19 protein-coding genes are annotated in these 19,139 nt (G+C 50.7%); 10 read left to right on the top strand and 9 right to left on the bottom strand.

Annotated features, from left to right (window positions below; genetic code table 11):
- Nucleotides 1-408, top strand: a complete 408-nt coding sequence (locus tag GJU83_RS14305) for a MerR family transcriptional regulator (protein WP_041644855.1) — start codon at nt 1-3, stop codon at nt 406-408.
- 61 nt (nt 409-469) lie between these two features.
- Here GJU83_RS14305 and GJU83_RS14300 read toward each other — a convergent pair whose 3' ends face one another.
- From GJU83_RS14300 to GJU83_RS14270, 7 genes are all read right to left on the bottom strand, one after another.
- The gene (locus GJU83_RS14300) at nt 470-1,093 is read right to left on the bottom strand and encodes an SCO family protein (protein WP_014575721.1); all 624 of its coding nucleotides are present in this window, start codon (nt 1,091-1,093) and stop codon (nt 470-472) included.
- Nucleotides 1,090-1,932: a cytochrome c oxidase assembly protein gene (locus tag GJU83_RS14295; RefSeq protein ID WP_014575722.1), complete on the bottom strand. Its 843-nt coding sequence runs from the start codon at nt 1,930-1,932 to the stop codon at nt 1,090-1,092. Before GJU83_RS14295 ends, GJU83_RS14300 begins: the two co-directional genes overlap by 4 nt.
- 22 nt (nt 1,933-1,954) lie before the next feature.
- The gene (locus tag GJU83_RS14290) at nt 1,955-2,593 is read right to left on the bottom strand and encodes a DsbA family protein (protein ID WP_014575723.1); all 639 of its coding nucleotides are present in this window, start codon (nt 2,591-2,593) and stop codon (nt 1,955-1,957) included.
- A 176-nt stretch (nt 2,594-2,769) separates the two neighbouring features.
- Complete coding sequence (locus GJU83_RS14285) at nt 2,770-3,342, bottom strand: hypothetical protein (protein ID WP_014575725.1); 573 nt, start codon at nt 3,340-3,342, stop codon at nt 2,770-2,772.
- Between the two features lie 75 nt (nt 3,343-3,417).
- Nucleotides 3,418-4,326: a cation diffusion facilitator family transporter gene (locus GJU83_RS14280; RefSeq protein ID WP_041644856.1), complete on the bottom strand. Its 909-nt coding sequence runs from the start codon at nt 4,324-4,326 to the stop codon at nt 3,418-3,420.
- A gap of 97 nt (nt 4,327-4,423) precedes the next feature.
- Entirely contained in the window at nt 4,424-4,939 is a 516-nt protein-coding gene (lspA, locus tag GJU83_RS14275; protein WP_062785137.1) for a signal peptidase II, read from the bottom strand.
- Nucleotides 4,940-4,943: 4 nt separating this feature from the next.
- Nucleotides 4,944-5,840: a cation efflux transmembrane domain-containing protein gene (locus tag GJU83_RS14270; RefSeq protein WP_014575728.1), complete on the bottom strand. Its 897-nt coding sequence runs from the start codon at nt 5,838-5,840 to the stop codon at nt 4,944-4,946.
- Between the two features lie 165 nt (nt 5,841-6,005).
- Here GJU83_RS14270 and GJU83_RS14265 point away from each other — a divergent pair, with 165 nt between their 5' ends.
- From GJU83_RS14265 to GJU83_RS14240, 6 genes are all read left to right on the top strand, one after another.
- Nucleotides 6,006-6,473, top strand: coding sequence for a hypothetical protein (locus GJU83_RS14265; RefSeq protein WP_041644857.1), 468 nt, complete (start codon nt 6,006-6,008; stop codon nt 6,471-6,473).
- A gap of 319 nt (nt 6,474-6,792) precedes the next feature.
- Nucleotides 6,793-7,368, top strand: a complete 576-nt coding sequence (locus GJU83_RS14260; protein ID WP_041644859.1) for a hypothetical protein — start codon at nt 6,793-6,795, stop codon at nt 7,366-7,368.
- Nucleotides 7,365-8,555: a saccharopine dehydrogenase NADP-binding domain-containing protein gene (locus GJU83_RS14255; protein ID WP_227510567.1), complete on the top strand. Its 1,191-nt coding sequence runs from the start codon at nt 7,365-7,367 to the stop codon at nt 8,553-8,555. Before GJU83_RS14260 ends, GJU83_RS14255 begins: the two co-directional genes overlap by 4 nt.
- A gap of 47 nt (nt 8,556-8,602) precedes the next feature.
- Entirely contained in the window at nt 8,603-9,592 is a 990-nt protein-coding gene (locus tag GJU83_RS14250) for a porin (protein ID WP_227514626.1), read from the top strand.
- Nucleotides 9,593-9,840: 248 nt separating this feature from the next.
- Nucleotides 9,841-11,247 carry a hypothetical protein gene (locus GJU83_RS14245; protein ID WP_014575733.1) on the top strand — a complete coding sequence of 469 codons (1,407 nt, stop codon included), beginning with the start codon at nt 9,841-9,843 and terminating at the stop codon, nt 11,245-11,247.
- 73 nt (nt 11,248-11,320) lie between these two features.
- Nucleotides 11,321-12,859 carry a hypothetical protein gene (locus GJU83_RS14240; protein WP_014575734.1) on the top strand — a complete coding sequence of 513 codons (1,539 nt, stop codon included), beginning with the start codon at nt 11,321-11,323 and terminating at the stop codon, nt 12,857-12,859.
- 30 nt (nt 12,860-12,889) lie between these two features.
- Here GJU83_RS14240 and GJU83_RS14235 read toward each other — a convergent pair whose 3' ends face one another.
- Complete coding sequence (locus GJU83_RS14235; protein ID WP_014575735.1) at nt 12,890-14,203, bottom strand: ATP-binding protein; 1,314 nt, start codon at nt 14,201-14,203, stop codon at nt 12,890-12,892.
- 186 nt (nt 14,204-14,389) lie between these two features.
- The gene (locus tag GJU83_RS14230) at nt 14,390-14,686 is read right to left on the bottom strand and encodes a hypothetical protein (protein ID WP_041644860.1); all 297 of its coding nucleotides are present in this window, start codon (nt 14,684-14,686) and stop codon (nt 14,390-14,392) included.
- 336 nt (nt 14,687-15,022) lie between these two features.
- Between GJU83_RS14230 and GJU83_RS14225 the strand changes: the two genes are divergently transcribed.
- The 3 genes from GJU83_RS14225 (at nt 15,023) to GJU83_RS14215 (ending at nt 19,135) form a co-directional block, all read left to right on the top strand.
- Entirely contained in the window at nt 15,023-16,273 is a 1,251-nt protein-coding gene (locus GJU83_RS14225) for a DcaP family trimeric outer membrane transporter (protein ID WP_014575737.1), read from the top strand.
- Nucleotides 16,274-16,599: 326 nt separating this feature from the next.
- Nucleotides 16,600-17,901, top strand: a complete 1,302-nt coding sequence (locus tag GJU83_RS14220) for a TolC family protein (protein ID WP_041644862.1) — start codon at nt 16,600-16,602, stop codon at nt 17,899-17,901.
- Nucleotides 17,902-17,950: 49 nt separating this feature from the next.
- Nucleotides 17,951-19,135 carry an efflux RND transporter periplasmic adaptor subunit gene (locus GJU83_RS14215; RefSeq protein ID WP_014575740.1) on the top strand — a complete coding sequence of 395 codons (1,185 nt, stop codon included), beginning with the start codon at nt 17,951-17,953 and terminating at the stop codon, nt 19,133-19,135.
- Nucleotides 19,136-19,139 lie beyond the last annotated feature (4 nt).

The raw sequence follows: 19,139 nt of genomic DNA, 5'->3' as shown, positions 1-19,139 counted from the left end.
ATGAGCGAAAAAACCTACACGGTCGGTCGGTTGGCTGATGATACGGGCATCAAGCCCGTAACCATCCGCTACTACGAAAGAATTGGACTGTTACCGAAAGCGATCCGCTCGGACTCCGGATATCGACTGTACGCCAAAGCGGATTATTCGCGGCTGCTGTTTATCCGACGAAGCCGGGGGCTCGGTTTCAGCCTTGACGATATTCGAGAGCTGCTGTCGCTAGCAGATCGACATCAGGAGTCCTGCGCTGGAGTAGACGCCAAAGTTGAACAACAGTTGGAACAGGTGCGCTCTCGACTGAAAGATTTGCGTGCGATGGAACACGAGTTGGAAAGACTGAGTGCGTGTTGTGAAGGCGGGGTTATTATGGATTGCCGAATTATTGAGACACTCTCCGGCTCTGCTTAACCAATTTGTATCTGCCCGCCAATCAGGACTGTCCCAATTCGAGTTGGGACAGTCTATTCAGTCAGGAATCCTCCTGAATAAGAGCAACGAGATCATGCCGAATTTCTTCCCCGCTCAAATCGGGCCGAATTAAAAGGCGGGGGTTACCCTCGCGATCAAATACATAAATCGCGCTGCTGTGTGACACCGCATAATTTCCATCGGGGTCAGGTTCGTCATAACCGAAGGTGGTTCTATATCGTTTTGCGAGTTCACGAAGCTGGGGTTCATTTCCAGTGAGTCCTACAATATTGTCACCGAAAAAATCCACGTATTTTGCGAGGCGCTCAGGCGTGTCACGTTTCGGATCGACACTCACGAACAAAGTGAGTACTTCATCCTGAAGCGTCGGGGCCAGGCCACTGGTTGCCTGATTGAGCTTTTGCAGGGCGGTTGGGCAAACATCGGGGCACGAGGTGAACCCGAAAAACAGCATTCTCACCCGTCCACTGTAATCCTCGCCAGATACCGACTCGCCCTGGCTATTGATCAGGTCGAATTCCAGCTCAGGCATCAAGCCACTGATGTTTTTACCGTTCCAGTCTTCCTCGTCATTGGCAAAGCAACCAGTCAGCAATAGGGATGCAATCAGCGTTAAGGTCGCCGATATGATGTTGGTGCGCTGTCGCCAGAAGCGAGTTCTCATGACGCTGTTTCCTCAAGTGGTTTGGATTGATTGGCATATTTTCCGTCCTGATGCATGGCTCGCCGAAGCATCAGAAGAATGCCAAGGATGCTCATCATAGCGGGAGGGATATAGGTCAGCATGCCGCCCAGGAGCTGGTCGACTTCCGGGTCCAGCGGCCAGGCCCTGCCACAGACTTCGTAAACGTCGTAGACCATGTCACGTGAGAACACGATCCACGCCCCAAGAAACATCTGAAGCACACCTGCGGCAGCCAGAACCAACATGCGTCTGCCATACCCCAGCGATGAGGTGATCGCAGGCGGTCGCGGGTCGAAGATCAACCACCAGAACAGCAGGCCATCCAGTAACATGCTCCAGTTCATGACCCAGTACAGATCCCGGCTGAGCATGGCGTCGAAATGGATTGATGGCCACAGCCAGAAATAAATGAGCCCGACAAACAGGAATAGGGCGATGAAGGGTTGTTGCAGGACCTGATAAAACCAACCCAGAGGCCGGAGCGTGCGCCTCCAGCCTGGGCTGATTTTTTCAAACCAGAACCGCATGACCGGCAAGGGATTGGAAAGCGCGATCAGGATAGGCCCAATATGATGAAGGATCAGATGCTGGCCCCGATGGACGAAGAACATGTATTGCGCGTAGTAATCGAAGCGGGTCTGCATCACCGCATAACAGATCATCACCCCCAGGGTGAACGCAAAGATCCGCAGTGCGCCTGGCCGGTCCTGTTCCGGCATCCGAAATAGCCCAACGCCATAGAACCCCATCACGAGCATGTAGCTCAGTATGGTCAGCGGCGAGAAATCGTAAGGTAATAAGTAGTCAAGCAGTGACATAGCGTTGCCGGTTCTGAAGTTGTTATTGAGGCGACTCTACCTTGGAGGTGACAAGGTCGTACAGTTCTTGGGGTCCCAGCCGACTTAAGGTGTCCCCGTTGACGTAAAAGGTTGGGGTTCCAGAAATTCCAACCGCTTTCACGTCAGCCGCATCCTGTTGAATAATGCGGTCAATCTCCTGCGAGTTCATACCGGCCCGGGCGGCTTCTAAATCAAGCCCGGCTGACTCCGCCGCATCCCATGCTGCGGCGACCTTTGGATCGTCATGCCACTGGGGTTGGGCTTCCATGACAGCGTCAAGCACCGGCTCGTAGATCCCCTGTTCGCGGGCGGTTTCCAGAATTCTGACGGCCTCTTCCGAGCCTTTGTGAAACAATACGTAGCGCAGGACCAGACGCACGTTGTCCGGGTATGCAGCCTGAATCTGTTTCACATAGGGATGCATGGCGCGACAGCCTTCGCAGGATGGGTCGAAGAATTCGACAATGGTTACCGGCGCGTCCTCAGGGCCGATAACGGGAGAGTAATCTCTCACCAGCGGCGTTTTTTCAACAACGGCGGGTTCATCAATGCCTTGAGAACGATCGTAATAAACGAAAGCGGCCGCGAAGACAACCAGACAAAAAAGAACGAGGCTTGTGACCAGGGTTCGGGTACGCACGTAAGATCTTCCTATTTTAGATAAGTTTAACGAGTGTCAGATTTTCCGGTATTCGGTAGCAGCCGATTGGGAAGCCACCTCAGATAAAACATCATATCAATAAGTTCCACCAGGGACTGCACGACAATCACCACGACAGCCGCGGCCCAGGCCTCTGGTAGCGACAATGCCAGAGGTTAAACCACGAAGGAGTTGCGGGTGCCAAGGCTGAAAATGACGGTGCGACCGGTTGCTACCGGTAATCGAAAGACCCGGCGCAGAGTCTTTCCAACCGGAGCCTCAGCTAGCAAATAGGCCGGAAACAGAATCATCAAGGGCCAGATAAGTGGGCCGGTACTGTCGATCTGGCTGACTTGTGTCATTGAGATGATGAAAAGTACGACTGTCAGCAGAGGGACCGGCATCAGACCCATGAAGCGAATCAACCCGGTGGCTTTTTCGGACTTTTCCGCCCATTTTTCAGTCAGAAATGCCAGGATAAGGGGGACAACAAGCAGCCCGACAAAGGCCGGCAGGAGGTGTCGCCCAAGCTCAAGATTTACGTCGAACTGATTGCCCAGGAAAAGCCAGAGGTAAAGTGCAAGAAGAGCCAGTTGAGCAATCAACAGAACCGGCGTTGCCGCAATGGCTCGGGTGCTCTGGCACTCCTGCACCCTGTCGCCGAGGGAAGAGGTCCATCCGGCAATGAGGCCGGAAAAAACAGCGATGAGGTAGGCCCAGACCTGATGGCGTTCAATTACGTCTCGCATAAGGTGTTCTTAACCGTGTGGCATGTCGGCCATTCGCAGTCGATCTGCCACACGGCACCCATTTCAGCAGCCCTGTTAGCCATGGCCATAAGTATGGGCATCTTTGTGACTGTGATCAGGGTGTTCAAACTCCAATGTTGAATGAGTGATGCTGAACTCGTTATCCAAAGTTCGTTTTATCCGGCCCTTGACTTTTTCAAGTTCATTCCATGCACTTATTTCGACCACCACATGGGCGTCGAGGGAGGCATCATGCTCACCCATCTGCCAGAAATGTACGTGGTGAAGGTCTAAAACGCCTTCTACGTTTGATAAAGCCTCGATGACAGAATCTGTGTCGATATCCACTGGGCTACCCAGCATGAGTGTCCGGATGGTTCCGCCGATTTCCGTTAAGCCCAGGTAGAGAATATAGCTTGCGATACCAATTGTGATCGCGGGATCAACCCAACGCATGTCGTACAGGAGAATCAGGGCGCCGCCTACAACGACTGCAATTGACGCAAACGCATCAGACAAGTTGTGTAGAAACAGCGCACGGATGTTGACGCTGTCCTTTTGCATGGAGTAAGTGAGCAACGCGGTCAAACCATCCACTACCAATGCGATAATGCCAAGCCAAACTACCCACCAGCCCTTGATTTCCGGGGGATCTAGGAATCGCATGCCACCTTCGTAGATTAAATATGCCCCGATCATAATCAAAGTGGTGTAATTTATAAGTGCCGCAACAATCTCAATTCTCCCGTAGCCAAAGGTCATCTTCGAGTCGGCCGGGCGGCGTGCAATCTTCCGCGCCGCAAATGCAATAAATAGTGACGCCATATCCGAAAAGTTGTGTATAGCGTCGGCTATCAGCGCCAAGCTGCCAGCGAAGATCCCTCCAGCGATCTGAGCCAAGGTTAGGATACCGTTCGCCCAGATAGCTACTGCAACTCTCTTATCCTTAGTATCCGGTGACATGTGAACATGCTCGTGGCCCATTGTTTTCTCCTTGGTCGTTGCTGTTCAATTAAACGTAGTCGCAACACTCGCTAAGCCGGACTCAGAGGGCTTAGCGAGTGATGCGACCGCGCGAAAACTAGTCATTCTGGCGATTTTTCGTGTTGTTCCCAACACCTTTCTCGGCTGTGAAGCCCGTGACCAAAATCATGATCACGCCCAGGACGATGAACACGTCGGCAAGGTTGAACGCCGGCCAATGCCAGGATTGCCAATGGAAATCCAGGTAATCGACAACGTGGCCTCGAAAAACTCGGTCGATGACATTTCCCAGTGCGCCTCCAAGAACCATGGCGTAAGCTAGGGCTTCTGTTCGTTGATGGCTGTCCCGAATCAATTTGACCAGAACAGCTGAGACGACAACGGCTATTGCGATAAAAAAGTATCGCTGCCAGCCCCCGCCATCGGCGAAGAGACTAAAGGCAGCGCCTTTATTCCATACGTGCACCCAATTAAAGAAAGAAGTGATCTCAACCGATTGCCCGTAAGCCATGGATTGCTGGACCAGCCATTTAATGGCCTGGTCAGCCAACGCTATCAGCGTGGAAAAGCCGAGAAAGTTCAGCGTAAAAAAGCGAGAACGGTCTCCAGACATCGAATTATCCTTTTAGTGCAAGTATGCGCTTGGCACCGATGAGTACAATGCCTCCCACAATGCCGCCAATAACCAGATCCGGGTAGTTGGAGCCGGTCCAGGCGACAAGAAGCCCTGCGAGGATAACCCCTAGATTGATGACCACGTCGTTGGCCGAAAATATCCAGCTGGCTTTCATGTGAGCACCGCCTTCACGGTGTTTGGCGATCAGGAGCAGGCAACTGACGTTGGCAATAAGGGCCACAGATGCGACGGCCATCATCATCAGCGACTGCGGATCACTGCCGAACAGAAAACGCCTGCCAACCTCAACTAGTACACCGACGGCAAGGATGAGCTGGAGAATGCCAGCAACATGGGCCGCTCTGACCTGCATTTTGATGCCATGCCCGACGGCGTAAAGCGCAAGACCGTAGACGGCAGCGTCGGCAAGCATGTCTAGCGAGTCAGCAATCAGGCCAGCGGACTGGGCGATCAGGCCCATCGTCATTTCGACCAGAAACATCAGACCGTTGATTGCCAGCAGTATCCATAAAGTGCCGGATTCCTCGGTTTCGTTGGCATTAGACGACTCAGCCGATCTGACGGATTCAGCGCTGGCCTCTTCTGACTTCTGCAAGGAAGCGCCCAGCCCCAGGGTTTCCAGCTTGCTCGTAATAGGTCCGGCTTCGCCTTGATGAATAATTTCCAGATTTCGATTCGATAGGTCGAATGAGAGTGACCGAATGTTGTCAAAGCCATTGAGCGCCATTCGAATCATTCGCTCTTCCGAAGGACAGTCCATTTTTGGCACTTTGTAGGTGCTGATCTGGGCTCCATGTGTGGTGATAACGGGGTTCCGAGTGTAATTATCTGTGCCAGCTTCCTCACTGCCACACTGTCCGTCACAGGTGTTGCTCATTTTCTCGGCTCCGGTTCTCGTACAAATGATGCAATTTAAAACCCTGTAGTTACTACAGGGTCAATGACTAATTTACTCTAGTCGTTAAGATCGGCGTTTATCTGGATAAAGATCTACAATGATAAGTGAAATGGAGTGGGCATCTCATTTTTGGGGGATAACTTTATGATTTCATCTAAAGGGCTTGCTGCAACCGCTGCGCTATTGGTTTTTCCAGCATTGGTAATAGCGCATGGTGACCAAGGCCCCTGGCAAGGGCATGGTCCCGGCATGATGATGGATCAGGAGCAAATGCAGCAGATGCACCAGAACTGGTCTCACATGAACCAGCTGATGCAACGCATACCTGATGAAGCATCACCGCAAGAGCGGCAACGATTGATGCGAGAACACAGGGAGGCGATGCAAGAACAAATGGATTATATGCATCGCGGCATGATGGGACCTGGCATGATGCGTGGACAAAACGACATGATGGGAGGTCAGCACCTGATGAACGGCGGCGGTAAATCAAAAAATGGTGGTAGTCTGTCTAACGAGCAACAAATTCAGATGATGCAAGAGCGCATGGATCAAATGCAGCTGATGATGGAGCAGATGTTGCAACACCAGAAAAATTTGAACGTGCAGTGATTTGACGTGGCACTCGCCCCCAACTCGACCACCAAGCGTGTGGCTGAATTGGGGGACTGAACATCTCTATATGAATTACTGTTTCGAACCTTGCATCAGTTGCTAGATTCTTTATCCCCGGTCAGGCAAAGCGTCCAATTATTTAAAGTGCGCTCTCGCCCATTCAGCACAGAATGCTCTTCATCAGCTATGGCGAACGCGTTCAATCGCTTCGAACAATCTAAGCTCTTGATCGAACTTTCTGCGTTAGATCTCTATTTGACCCTGTAGTTGCTAAAGGGTTTAGGGATGTCTGATCTGAAGAAAAAGAGGGCTTGGTATGAACCGCATGATAATGGCTTGCGCAACTTTTATGCTCGTCGGACTCTTGATCTTTGCAGGCTTTGATCTTCGGAAAGTGGATGTTACCGAGAGCGTTGTTGTTGATGCGCCCCGCACGGAGATTTGGGGGGCAGTGACGGATTTCGAAGGCATCTTTCACCGAGCAAATGACGCTCATATTTTGACTGAGATAACGAGCCGACCCGGTACGGGATTTGTTGACGGGCTTAGATTTCTCCAGGTTGAAACGGTTGGTGGAATAAAAGGGGTTCTGGACGGGCGTGTGTACGACGTCTTTCCGCCAACACGCTACAGATGGTCAGCCGAAACTACCTACAGCCTTTTGGGGATCGATATCGTTGACGTGTTCGAGGGGGGAGATTTACGAATTGAAAAGACCAACTCTGAGAAAGGATGGCGTCTCTCTCACCGGGTATACGGTGTCTTCCCCGATTCCTTTAAAGGCAGAGCCTTGAGTTGGTTCATGTCAGCCTTTATGGGCATCGAGTCAGACGCTGCGCAACACACCCGGGTTGAGTTGGAGTACGTCAAAAGGGAGCTTGAGAAACGATGAGACAGGGCGACAAGAGCGTACTTGTCCTTGGTGGCTACGGAGCTGCCGGGACCGCTACTGCGACTTTCTTGGGGCAACGGATCGACGGCAATATTGTCTTGGCAGGGCGTTCACTGGAAAAAGGGCGTAAACGAGCGGAACAGTTAGATCGCGAAGCCGGTGTCACAGGTCGTTTCAACGCCAGATCAATTGATGTGGCTGACGCTGCACAGGCCAGGCAATGCTCGCATGAGCAAGATGTCGTTATTGTGGCATGTGACCTTTCCGTGTCTGCTCTTGAGAATCTGGTTCACGGTTGTATCGCGAATCGAGCCGACTACATCGATATCACTCCAAATCCGCGCAAGCTTGAGGTATTCCAAGGCATGCGGACACTCATCGAGACCAGCGACAGCCGATTTGTACTGGATGCAGGTGCTGATCCGGGGCTGCCCGGGTGGCTGGCTCGATGGCTTTGTCAGGCCTCTCCGGGGACAGTGAAGGATATTCAGATGTATGGGCGTTATCGATCCACCGACATAGGCTGGGGCGGTGTTGCCGACATCCTGAGTGCCGCTGATCGCCAGGGGTGGAAGTATAATGGCGGATGGACACAGTCCCGTTTTTGGGACGTCCGTTATAGAAGGTTCGAAGGCGGGTTGGGAAGCAGCATCTGTGTTCCGGTTTTTCTGGATGAACTTCATGGCTTACCGCAGGAGCTATCACTGGAATGCTTCAGCTTCTATCACGCCGGTCTCAACCCGGTTACCGATGTGCTGATGACATTTGAGAGAACGGGAATGCTTGGCTGCTTTTCCTTCAAGTCACGCCAGCGCGCATTTTATTCAGCTCTTAAACGCTTCACTAACAAGCCATTCGGCCTTGAATTGACTGCCGAGAGCCGAGGTGACCGCGCATCGCGCCGAGTATCAATTGGCCATCATGATCTTTATCGCGCAACCGCAATCCCTGCCGCGATTCATTGTGAGTCGCTTTTGGAAGGTTCCGGGGATGAATCTGGGGTCAGATGGGAATCGCTTTCATGCTCACAACGCGATGTACGAAAACGGCTGCTTATATTCAAGTTCAATTCAGTGTCAAAGGATATAATAGAAGGTTTTAATTTTATATTGTTGAAAATAAAAGAAAAAATATTTCAATGTAATAATTTTGCAACAGATACAAAGCACCATCTTCTCAGCATTTGAAAGACTTCAAGTGTCATTTTGAATCTATCTAATCTGAAGAGGTGTCCATGAAAAAGTGTCTATCGATGTTCGTGTTTGGTGGATTTGTCGTTACTTCAATAAATGCACTCGCGGCGGACGGTCCTATCCTGTACGGCAAAGCCAATGTTTCGTATGAAAACCAGGACGACGGTAATAGCGATACTTGGAAGCTTCAGAGCAATGCTTCCCGTCTTGGTGTAAAAGGGGCGTTCGATACCGACCTCGCAGGCCTGGAGGCGATATACAAGGCGGAATTTGAAATATCGATTGATGATGGAGATAAAGATGGCCAAACCTTCTCGCAGCGTAATATATACGGCGGCTTCAAACAGGCGAACCTCGGTGCACTGATTGCGGGAAAATTTGACACACCTTTAAAGTCAGCGCAGGGCAAGGTTGACCAGTTCAACGACCTACAGGCGGATATAAAAAATATCATGGCTGGTGAAAATCGGACCAGCAACATTGTTCAATACAGTTCCCCACGTCTGTTCGATGCTGTGGGCGTCAGTGTTGCCGTCATCCCGGGTGAAGAGCAGTCAGCTGGTGCAGAGAACGACGGACCTGCGGATGCAGTTTCCAGCTCTTTTACGTTTGAGAATGATCGTTTCTACGGAAGTATTGCCTACGATTCTGATATCGACGATTCACTGGAAGCCGATTCAAGTGGCGATAGTCGTCTCAATATCCTGCGAACCGTAGGGAAGGTCCGATTAAGCAACTTCGAGATCGGCGCAGTTTACCAGTTGGCAGAAGAAAGCGATGGCCCTGGAGAAGATACGTCTTATCTGGTTGGCGGTGCCGTTAACCTTGAGCGTTGGAAGATCAAGGCTCAGTACGGACTGACAGAAGCCGAGACAACAAACGAGGAGCTAACCCTGTTGGCCTTGGGGTTCGATTATAAACTGGCAAGCAAGAGTAAGGTTTATGCTTACGTGTCTCAGGTGGAGGCGGACCTGGCTGACTCTGAGGACTCCACATTTGGTGTGGGCTTCGAGCATAAGTTTTCCATGTAGGGTCGAGCGTGATCGCTGAATATGGCGAGACCGACGTATCTAAAATATTTTCCGGATTTCAAGTTCATTTAAGGTTCGTGTGAGAGCCTACTTGCGAGTTAACTAAGGTTATTTAATGGCGGGAATGCTTCATTCCCGCCTTTTTTTTGGTCTTTCGTCCGGTGTTCTAGCTGGTTTTAAGATTTACGCCACTATCCGTACGAATCGAACATCACAAACAATCAAGAAAGAAACTGGAGGAGACTACGTTGAAACGCAACATTCTGGCCACTGCGATTGCGGGGATGACAACACTGTCGGGAAGTTGGGCCGCGACGGCAGCGGAGATTGAATTCCACGGTGATATGGATAACCGCTTTCAGGCTTACACCAATCAAAGAGACTGGTTTTCTGGTGGTAACTCAGGTGGCGGTACGCTGAAAGATGACGAGCCGACCGAGAGCTTCGGCGAGGTCAAATATCGCTTCTGGGCGAAGGCAACTTCCGACGACAAAAACGTTACCGGTGTATTCGCGACGGAGATTGGAGGCATCCGCTACGGTGAGGGTTCGGGTGGCGACTATTCCGGTGATGGTGTGAACATCGAAACACGGTGGGCTTATGTGGATTTTTTGGTGCCCAACACGCTAGACCAGCGCGTATCGCTGGGCTTGCAGCCGGTGTCAGTGAACCGACATGTCTGGACTGAAACCGCCACAGCCGCTGTTTGGAAAGGCTCACTGGGCTCTGGATTTGACTATCAGTTGTTATGGGGGCGAGGTGACTCTTCCAATGAGAGCGGCGTCGACTCAGAACAGGACGAAGGCTGGGATGGCGCGGACAACTTTGCGATCAACCTGAACAAGCGTTACTCACCGAACCTGAGCGCGGGCCTCTTCTATCTCTATCAGATGAATGATCAAATTGCTGAGGGAATAGGTACGGTAAATAGCAGGGAGTATGAACTGAAGAGTATCGCTGATAACTCCAAATATTCCGTTTCCAGCTTTGGGGTGGAGATGGATTACGGTCAAGAGACGTCGCTAGGCCGCATGTTCGTGAAGGGTACGGTGATTGGCCAAAGCGGAACAATAGAAGGTGTAAATTTCGTCCCATTGAATGGTGCTACGAATCCCAATACGAACTATGACCTTTCGACCTTTCTGGGACGCGGCGAGCTCGGGCTGCAATTTGGACCAAACCAACTGACGTACACCGTGCTCTACGCATCGGGCGATGGCAATGAGCAAGACGGGGACTTCGACGCCTTCATCGCCACGGATGTCGACTTCAGCGACAGTATGATTTTTCAGGAAAACATGACGAGCGATGACTACTTCGCCGAAACACCCTATATCCTCGACAAAGGGTATTTCATGAACAAGCTACAGCTCGATCATAAAGTAGCGGCCAATATTACGGTCAGCGGAATGATTGTCTACAACCGCTTGGCTGAGGACATTGCACTTGCCGATGGATCGTCCTCAAAAGATCTCGGACTGGAATTTGGCTCCAAGGTCTCGTACTTCCCATACCCTTCGCTTGAGCTGTCGGCAGAAGCTGCATACCTGGCATCAGGCGATGCTATGGATGCGCTGGAAGAAACTGCCTTGCAGGACGGCAAAAGCGATCAGGACATTGTTCATGTTGCCGGTCGGGTAAGGTACAAGTTCTAACAAGAACGGGGTGGTGGGAGCGCCACCCCGCTTTTGTTATACAAAATGAATCCGCATTAAGTGACTTTTTCCTATGATGACTCGTTCTGCAGTATTTGTGTTCCTGATGCTACTACTAGCTGGTGCGGTACAGGCGGTTGAGCGTGAGCATCCAGCAAAGGCAAAGGTCACTCAGGTAGATCGTGATCAAAAAGTGCTTTCCCTCACAGTCGACGATGCCACTGTTGAGGTAGGTGATTTATTTGTTGTGTTGTGGGAGCCTGATCATGCAGGCATCCTGGAGCAAAACCTTGCAGTCATCGGTATCGAGAGTATCGGAAAGGATCAGGCGGTAGGGAAATTGCTGTTTGGAACGATGCCCTCCGTTGGCGCTGTATCGAAACGCTTTTACGGTATCCCGGCGGTGTTTACTGATAGAGCCGGCGACCCCAGGGCGGTAACGCCGGCGTTGAAAGCCCGATTTCCTGATCTTTTGTGGCGGGACGAGCCAGAGGCGTCAAACGATGTGCCATTGGTGCGTTTTCAGGTTACCGGGAGAGGTCAAGCCGTTGCGACTTACAATAACACCTGGTTGGTCGGCATCGTACAGACCAATGCTGAAGAAGGTCGGGTAGGTCCGGTTGAGGAGGAGGCTTTAGCGTCTCCATTTGCCAGACTGCCCATCAACGCAAAGTCGTTGTCCGCGTTTCGTTCTGGCAGCGATTACTATTTTGCGGCGGAGCATGGAAACAAACTCAGCTTTTTCCATGTTAATTCCAGTGGGGCTGTTCAGAGCCTGGCGTCCATTGAGGTGCCCCGTCGGGAGAAAGTCATCCGAATGGACTGGTACGTTTCAGAGAACTCATACTACCTCATTTTAAATCAGTGGAATGGCCGTCGCGTTTCAAGTTCTTTGATCCAGTTGGCCGAGGGGGAGGCCGAAGCCATCGGTTTCATTCCCTTAATTTTGGGGTTGCAGGATTTGGATGCTGACGGACGCCGGGAAACTATTCTCGGGCAGTCTTTCTACTCAGAGCAGGGGTTTGGTTCAGAGATTTATGAGATATTAATCTCACCGAACGGGCCTGACCTCTATAAGGCCGATCATGAAAAGTTAAGTCGATACACGTCAGTGTTTCGGGTAATCGGTGCTGTTGTTCAGAGCAAACCGGGACCTTTGAATATGGTGACCGTCTCCCAAGGGAAGGTTTCATTTTTCCCTGCTGGCACTGAGGGCCCACAGCTGGACTATGAAATTGGAAACCGGGTGGCAGGCACGAGTATGACTTACGACGTGTCGCCTGAGCTGGTGTTTAGTCCGAGGCAAACACTATTTTTGCCGAACCTGCTCGTACGCTCCGGTGAGGACCCAGTTAATATCGGGATTCCACAGAAATCCAGTGCAGCCGAAGATATGATAGGTGTTTATGATACGCGAGTTGATTGGTTGACGCTGAGATCCGGGAAATCTCCCCAAACGCAGTCAACAAGTCTTCTAACGTCGGCTCCGGTGTCGCCCGTATCAGGTAATACAGGGTTGTTCTTTATGTCGCCTGATGAGAACTCAGTTCAAAGCAACAGTTTTGATGTTGAGACGTTGGTGTATCGGGCTGCTATGCCTGCTGGTCGCTGACTAAAGCTGGATAAGTTGCCCTTGTAGTCGTCAAATGCTTCTGGGAAGCTCGATTAGAACCCGCAGACCACCTTTGGGTGATATAGAAAAATGCATGGCGCCACCGTAGTCATTGGTGATTTCCTCAACGATTGATAGGCCAAGGCCATAGCCAGGAGTTTTTTCGTCCAGTCTTTTCTGGCGCCTGGTAAGATCGGCAAGCTGGTGTGACGCTACTCCGGGGCCGTCATCTTCAACAAGAATGGTCAAAGTGTCATCGTGAAGTTTCAAGTGTAGATGAACTTCCTGAGAGCACCATTTGCTTGCGTTATCAAGGACATTACCCAAGATCTCATTAAAATCACGCTCATCAATTGGCCAGACAAGCTCTCTGGGTAATGTTTCTTGAAGATGGATCTGTTTGTAAGGATAGATTCGACTGACTACGTCCACCAGTGCCAGAGTTCTCTCAATGATCGGTGTCGCCTTTCCAATGTACTGACCGGACATTTCGGTTTTTCTCATTTGAGTGTCGATCAGCTCGTGCATTTCAGACAGTTGAGACTTAATTTGACTCGCGATTGTGGTGGGAATGGCTTCGTCATTGATCATGGAGTTTATGACGGCAAGGGGGGTTTTTAAGCTATGAGAAATATCTGCGGCTAGGTGGCGTGAACGGGAAAGTTTTTTGTCGTACGACTCTAATAGACGATTAAGATGTTTGACAAGTTCAGTGAATTCTTCAGGTACGTTCTCATCCAGTCTATTACGCTCACCATTTTTAAGCGACGTTAATTGGGAGCTCATCATTTTTAAAGGTTTTAGTGCGATAGTTACCCCAATAAATATGATCATTGATATCGTAACGAGAATTGTAAATGATATGATCCATATAAGACCGTGGATTTTGTCAAGAGTGTTTGGGGAGTAGGAGCTTTTTTCAATTATAGTAACGCTTAGCTTATCTTGTCTGTTATTAAATATTTTGTAGTATCCAAGGATTGATCGATCATTATACGATATGTGAAAAATTCCAGGATTTCTGAACGATTCTACCACCTGTAATTTCGGTTCAATGTTCTCGCTTGTAAAACTCCGACCTTGACTGTCTTCGATGTGAACAGAATATTGGGACAATGAAAAATCTCTGAGAGAAGATTTTGTAATTTCTTCTTTATCATTTGTTAGTGTCTTTGAGAGCCGGTTAGCTGCAGCCTCTAGCTGCTGCCTGTGAAGCTCGTCATGGATATAGTCGATTAAAAGGGTGTGTGAGAAGAATATTACCCCGGTACACGCGAAACCCGTTAGTGTCAGGAAAGTAAGCAGTTTCCGTTTTATTGAAGGGCGTTGTTTTTTTCTGGGCATGTGGTCTGCCAAGCAGGTAATTGGAAGTTGCTATCGACTAAATCTAGGCCTAAAAAAGCCGCACTACAAAAGTAGTGCGGCAAGACGGAATGGTGGAGACCATTCACGATGCAACTGGTTTTAAAACGATCTTTGTCGACAAGTTTCTATTGTTCAATCAAAAATTCTATTAATGCGACATTATTTCTAATGAATAAACTGATCTTTTGAAAATTGGTCCAATTGAGATAGATTGATATCTCCCGATTTGATCATCTCGTGATAGATATCGTCCTTAGTCGATAACATCAATTTTCGGCGTGCCTCCATGCCCACTTCAGATAACGCCGCCTGTGTCATTACCTTATGTTGTCTCTTCATATCCTGAATGCTGCTTTTGGAGAGCATGCCTTGTGCTAACTTATCGTCCTTGGCCTCAGTGGCATGGAGGTTTCCTGCCGCCAAGGCTAATGCTAACGATGTGAGCCAGAGATAGTTCCTCATAGAGTCACCTTTAAGTTGAATGATGTGCACCCTGATGGAACCAGATGAACTTTAACTCAGCTTGAAAAAATAAAATTAAATCATGAAAAGAGGACACGGGTGTAAGAACGGTTGCGATGGGGTCGTTAATACAAAGGTATTAAGGGGGTATTTTTTTCAATTTCGTTTCAAGTTCATCTGCTATCAATGGCGATGCGTTGTTCTGGCCGAAAGTGCCGGCATAACCAGCAACTTACCGGTGGTGGTCTGTAACCGAAGCGCCTTCGCGTTTGGTTTATGAGGTGTCGATCGCCGGTAGGGGATCTTATAACGAAAGCTCACGGAGACTGATTTATAATGCAAACTAAAAAACTCAGGTTAGCGATAAGAGCAACACTTGCGATATCAACCATGGGCCTGGTGGTCCCATCTGCTTTGGCGCAATCAACTGCGGAACTTCAAAAGCAGATCAATGACTTGCGCAGTCAGGTGGATCAGATGGCGGGGACCAATGATTCCAAGGGGTGGTTGCTGCCCGGCACTAACACTTCGGTTACGATTGGTGGTTACGTAAAATTGGATATGATTTACGACACAGACCAGGATATCGGTGACTTGCACGACCCGAGTGTTCTCGATACATCCGTAGAGGATGGTGATAGCTCTTTGAGAGCGCATGCCCGTCAATCACGAGTGCGTCTCGGAACCAGTACCCCGACCGATATTGGAGAAGCCAAGACGGTTGTTGAGGCAGACTTCTACGGCGGTGGTGGCAACGAACTGTTCTCCAATTCACGGGGGCTTCGTATTCGTCACGCCTATGGCGAGCTCAACGGCTGGCTTGCGGGTCAGACGTGGAGTAACTTTATGCACTTTACGGCTTACCCGACCACACTGGACTTTAATGGGCCGGTAGGTGTGAGCTTTATTCGTCAGGCACAGATTCGTTACACGATGGGAATAGGTGACGGACAGTTCTCGGTGTCAGCTGAAAACCCTGAAACCAGTGGGTTTGAAGGTTCACGTGATACCGTTCCTGACCTTACCGCCCGTTACAAGTGGGCAGGGTCTGGTGGTGGATTTGAGGTTGCTGGCCTGGCCCGTTCTCTCAAGACCGACGACGTCAGTGCTACAGGTGACGACGCTGCGTTTGGATATGGCGTCATGGCGGCTGGTCGACTCAACGTCACTTCAGAAACCTCGCTCATGGCCGGAGTTGTTTTGGGTGATGGTGTAGGTCGTTATCTTTACAGCTCGTACAGTAACAACGACAGCACTGCGAGTCGGACTGGCATCGGTGAGGCATATATAACTTCCGATGGTGATCTCGAAACTATCGAGGCTTACGGCTTCAACGTGGCGGCGAGCCATAAGTGGACGCCAAAATTCACCACGAGTGTGGCCTATGGGTTTTTAGAGGGTGATCAGGACGAGACTCTCTTTCCAAACTCTTTCCAAACCCTAGAGAGCGCTTACTTCAGCAACTTCTACCAAGTAGCTGATCCGGTGACTGTAGGGGTTGAGCTGTCGTACGCCAACAAAGAACTTGCAAACGGTGAGTCAGCTGACAACACCCGTCTTCAGTTGGCTGCGCAGTTTAGCTTTTAATTCATTATTACATTGCTTCACATAGTTGGACCCCACGACGGGCCTCAGTAGGCCCGTCGTACGTTATTGTTCACTTACACGCGATGCCGTCAGGGGCTCTTTCACCTCTCCTCCTTTTACGACGTTATCCCTGCCATTGTCTCGTCGATTCGACCTGCCCTCGGCATTTAATCCAAAAGTTCGCTAGTAATGTCCGTTCAGTCGCAATGTAGCTCTTATGGAGCGGCATTCAGACTGATTTAAAGGTTTGTCTGTAAGGTCGTCTTGGAATTTACGGCGAAAACGCTGATTCATGTATCTCAGTCAAATAGCCAGGATGATATTGAATGAACAAACGACTGTTGTTGTGGGTGCTGATAGTACCCGGAGTCTTGAACGTCATGCCTTCGGCGGCAGCCACCACCGGGGAGAGCGTTTCACTCAAGGAGTACCAGCAAGCCAAGGCCAGCCAGGCTGTCTCCTTGAATGAGGCAATGGTAATGGCATTTGAGAATAGCCCGGTGTTGGCTTTGAGGCGGGCTGCGGTGTCCATGCAGGAAGCTGACCTCGATCATGCCAGCCGCTGGGCGCCCAGCAACCCTGAGCTTGAGCTGAGTGGCCGTGACAATCCAGATCAGGCGGATCAGGCACTGAATTACGAGGTTCGGGTCACTCAGGAAGTCTGGATGGGCAATCGGGGCGATCTCGGTCAGTCGCGTGCTCAGAGCACTCTCACTTCTCAACAGCAGGAACTTGAATACCTGAAGGTGGCGACCAAGGCCCGAGTGCGGTCGGCCTACTTCAAGATTCTGCTTGCACAGAAAGAGCTGGAAACGGCAAGCCGCACCGTTGAGCTAATGCGGCGAACCAAAGAGCTGGTTGAGGTGTCCGTTGAGCGGGGCAAACAGACCCGAATTGACCTCAATACCGCTGTCATTGGCTTGGCAAGAGCTAAGAACCAGAAGGCCGAAGCGGAGCAAAAGCTTAGGCAATCAAAAATTGACCTGACGGAAGTTCTTGGGGTGTCCCCCTCTGATGCGGTAGAGGTCTTGGGAGAGCTCAATGTAGCTCGTGCCAACTTGCCACCAACTAATCGCCTGGTCGCGATGGCTCAGCGCCAGAGAGGGGATCTGAAGGCGGCAGCAGCCAGAATTGCTGCGAATGAGTCCGGCCTGAAACTGGCCAAGAGTCTAACGATTCCGAACCTGAAAGTGTTCGGGTTCTACGAGCGGGAGGAAAGATCCAACCTTTTTGGTGCGGGTGTGTCGATGCCTCTGACCGTGTTTCATGACTATTCCGGTGAAAAAAGGAAGGCCTCGGCTCAGTTGAAAATCTCCGAGCTTGAGGCCGAAGCGCTGCGTTTGGCGACTGAACGCCAGGTCGTGTCTGCTGTAGCTCAGTACGAATCCGCCGTACGCAGACTGCGCCAGATGAACGAGTCGATTCTCGAACGTTCGGAGGAAACGCTGCAACTGATGCAGAAAGCTCTTCAAGCGGGAAAAGTCGATGCCTCCGATGTCCTAGCTGCCCAGGACAATCTTTTGTCGGTGAGGAAGGAATATGTCCAAGTGCAACACGACTATATCGATGCCGTCCGGGCGTTGGAAGTGAGCACCGGTGGTGCCCTTTCAATGTCATCCGGTTCCTGATGGCAAGAAAATTAATGGTTGAACGTTCTCTTATATCGAAGGTGTTTAGATGATTCGAAATATGCAGATAATGTTTGTCGCGATCAGTTTTCTGGTCTATCAGCCACTGGCGCACGGCGCCGAGGAAGCCGAAGGAGGGCAGCACCAAAAGGGTGAGGCTGGGCACTCGGCTGAAGGCAGTGAGGCCCGCGAAGTTCATCTCACCCCAGAGCAGAGGGAGTTGCTTTCCGTGCAGACTGTAACGGTGCCCCGAGGCCGAGCTGACAATATCGTGACTGCGCCAGCTGAAGTTCATTACGTTCCGGATCGCGTCGCTGAGGTAGGGCCGCTCCTGCAGGGAAAGCTTACGAGACTGGCTGTTGATCTTGGGGACCAGGTTGAAAAAGGCCAGTTGTTGGCCGCGCTGAACAGCGTTGAGTTGGCTCGCATTCGTTCTCGCCTAAACTCGTTGAAAGCTCGGAAAGAAGCCGCGACTGCGGAGTATCAGCGAGAAAAGCAATTGCGGAGTGAAAGCTTCACCAGCGAAGAAGAGTTCCTGGACGCCAAGGCTGCTTATCTTGAAATTACAGCGGAGTACGATTCAATTCGTGAGCAACTGGCGGTTTTTGGCAGTGATTCGTCAGGCGCTGATAGCAGTCTCGCACAGTACGCGCTCCGTTCTCCTATTCAGGGGCGTATTGAGCGCATGGATGCCAGGTTGGGCCAAACCTTAAGCTCTTCAGATACGCCCTTTACCGTGGCTGATACCTCTGTGGTGTGGGTGATGTTGCAAGTTGCCGAAACTGACATTGGCAGGGTATCCGTCGGAGATGAAGTTCAGGTCTTCTCAAAGTCGGTTGAAGACCGCTTTCACACCGGAGAAGTGTCTTGGATCTCAAATGAGCTTGATGAGGAAACCCGCACCATTCCGGTTCGCGTTGTACTCGAATCCCCCAACGGCGACCTTCGTCCAAATACCTACGCCACGGCCAGAATCATGACTGAATCGGCGGCATCACTGCCCCTGGTTCCACACGATGCCGTGCAAACCATCGATGACGAGTCCGTTGTATTTGTTCCGGGTAATGAAAGGGGAGCCTACAAGGCGGTTCCAGTCACTCTTGGCAAGGAGGCTAACGACTGGATAGAGATTAAGTCCGGCATCAGCGCAAACACGGAAGTGGTTTCAGTGGGCGCTTTTGATCTGATGTCGGCCATTACCGCCAGTGGCCGCAGCGCCGCTCACGGACACTAATACT

It is taken from the genome of Marinobacter salsuginis (assembly GCF_009617755.1).
GTDB classification, from domain to species: domain Bacteria; phylum Pseudomonadota; class Gammaproteobacteria; order Pseudomonadales; family Oleiphilaceae; genus Marinobacter; species Marinobacter salsuginis.
The sequence above is the reverse complement of the archived record's forward strand: the minus strand, read 5'-3'. Positions and strand labels throughout refer to the sequence as shown.

Coding starts and splice junctions, on each gene's coding strand:
- GJU83_RS14265 (WP_041644857.1), top strand. CDS start 6,006: ATGATTTCATCTAAAGGGCTTGCTGCAACCGCTGCGCTATTGGTTTTT.
- GJU83_RS14280 (WP_041644856.1), bottom strand. CDS start 4,326: ATGGGCCACGAGCATGTTCACATGTCACCGGATACTAAGGATAAGAGA.
- GJU83_RS14220 (WP_041644862.1), top strand. CDS start 16,600: ATGAACAAACGACTGTTGTTGTGGGTGCTGATAGTACCCGGAGTCTTG.
- GJU83_RS14300 (WP_014575721.1), bottom strand. CDS start 1,093: ATGAGAACTCGCTTCTGGCGACAGCGCACCAACATCATATCGGCGACC.
- GJU83_RS14255 (WP_227510567.1), top strand. CDS start 7,365: ATGAGACAGGGCGACAAGAGCGTACTTGTCCTTGGTGGCTACGGAGCT.
- GJU83_RS14235 (WP_014575735.1), bottom strand. CDS start 14,203: ATGCCCAGAAAAAAACAACGCCCTTCAATAAAACGGAAACTGCTTACT.
- GJU83_RS14225 (WP_014575737.1), top strand. CDS start 15,023: ATGCAAACTAAAAAACTCAGGTTAGCGATAAGAGCAACACTTGCGATA.
- GJU83_RS14250 (WP_227514626.1), top strand. CDS start 8,603: ATGAAAAAGTGTCTATCGATGTTCGTGTTTGGTGGATTTGTCGTTACT.
- GJU83_RS14240 (WP_014575734.1), top strand. CDS start 11,321: ATGATGACTCGTTCTGCAGTATTTGTGTTCCTGATGCTACTACTAGCT.
- GJU83_RS14305 (WP_041644855.1), top strand. CDS start 1: ATGAGCGAAAAAACCTACACGGTCGGTCGGTTGGCTGATGATACGGGC.
- GJU83_RS14295 (WP_014575722.1), bottom strand. CDS start 1,932: ATGTCACTGCTTGACTACTTATTACCTTACGATTTCTCGCCGCTGACC.
- GJU83_RS14260 (WP_041644859.1), top strand. CDS start 6,793: ATGAACCGCATGATAATGGCTTGCGCAACTTTTATGCTCGTCGGACTC.
- GJU83_RS14285 (WP_014575725.1), bottom strand. CDS start 3,342: ATGCGAGACGTAATTGAACGCCATCAGGTCTGGGCCTACCTCATCGCT.
- GJU83_RS14230 (WP_041644860.1), bottom strand. CDS start 14,686: ATGAGGAACTATCTCTGGCTCACATCGTTAGCATTAGCCTTGGCGGCA.
- GJU83_RS14215 (WP_014575740.1), top strand. CDS start 17,951: ATGATTCGAAATATGCAGATAATGTTTGTCGCGATCAGTTTTCTGGTC.
- GJU83_RS14270 (WP_014575728.1), bottom strand. CDS start 5,840: ATGAGCAACACCTGTGACGGACAGTGTGGCAGTGAGGAAGCTGGCACA.
- lspA (WP_062785137.1), bottom strand. CDS start 4,939: ATGTCTGGAGACCGTTCTCGCTTTTTTACGCTGAACTTTCTCGGCTTT.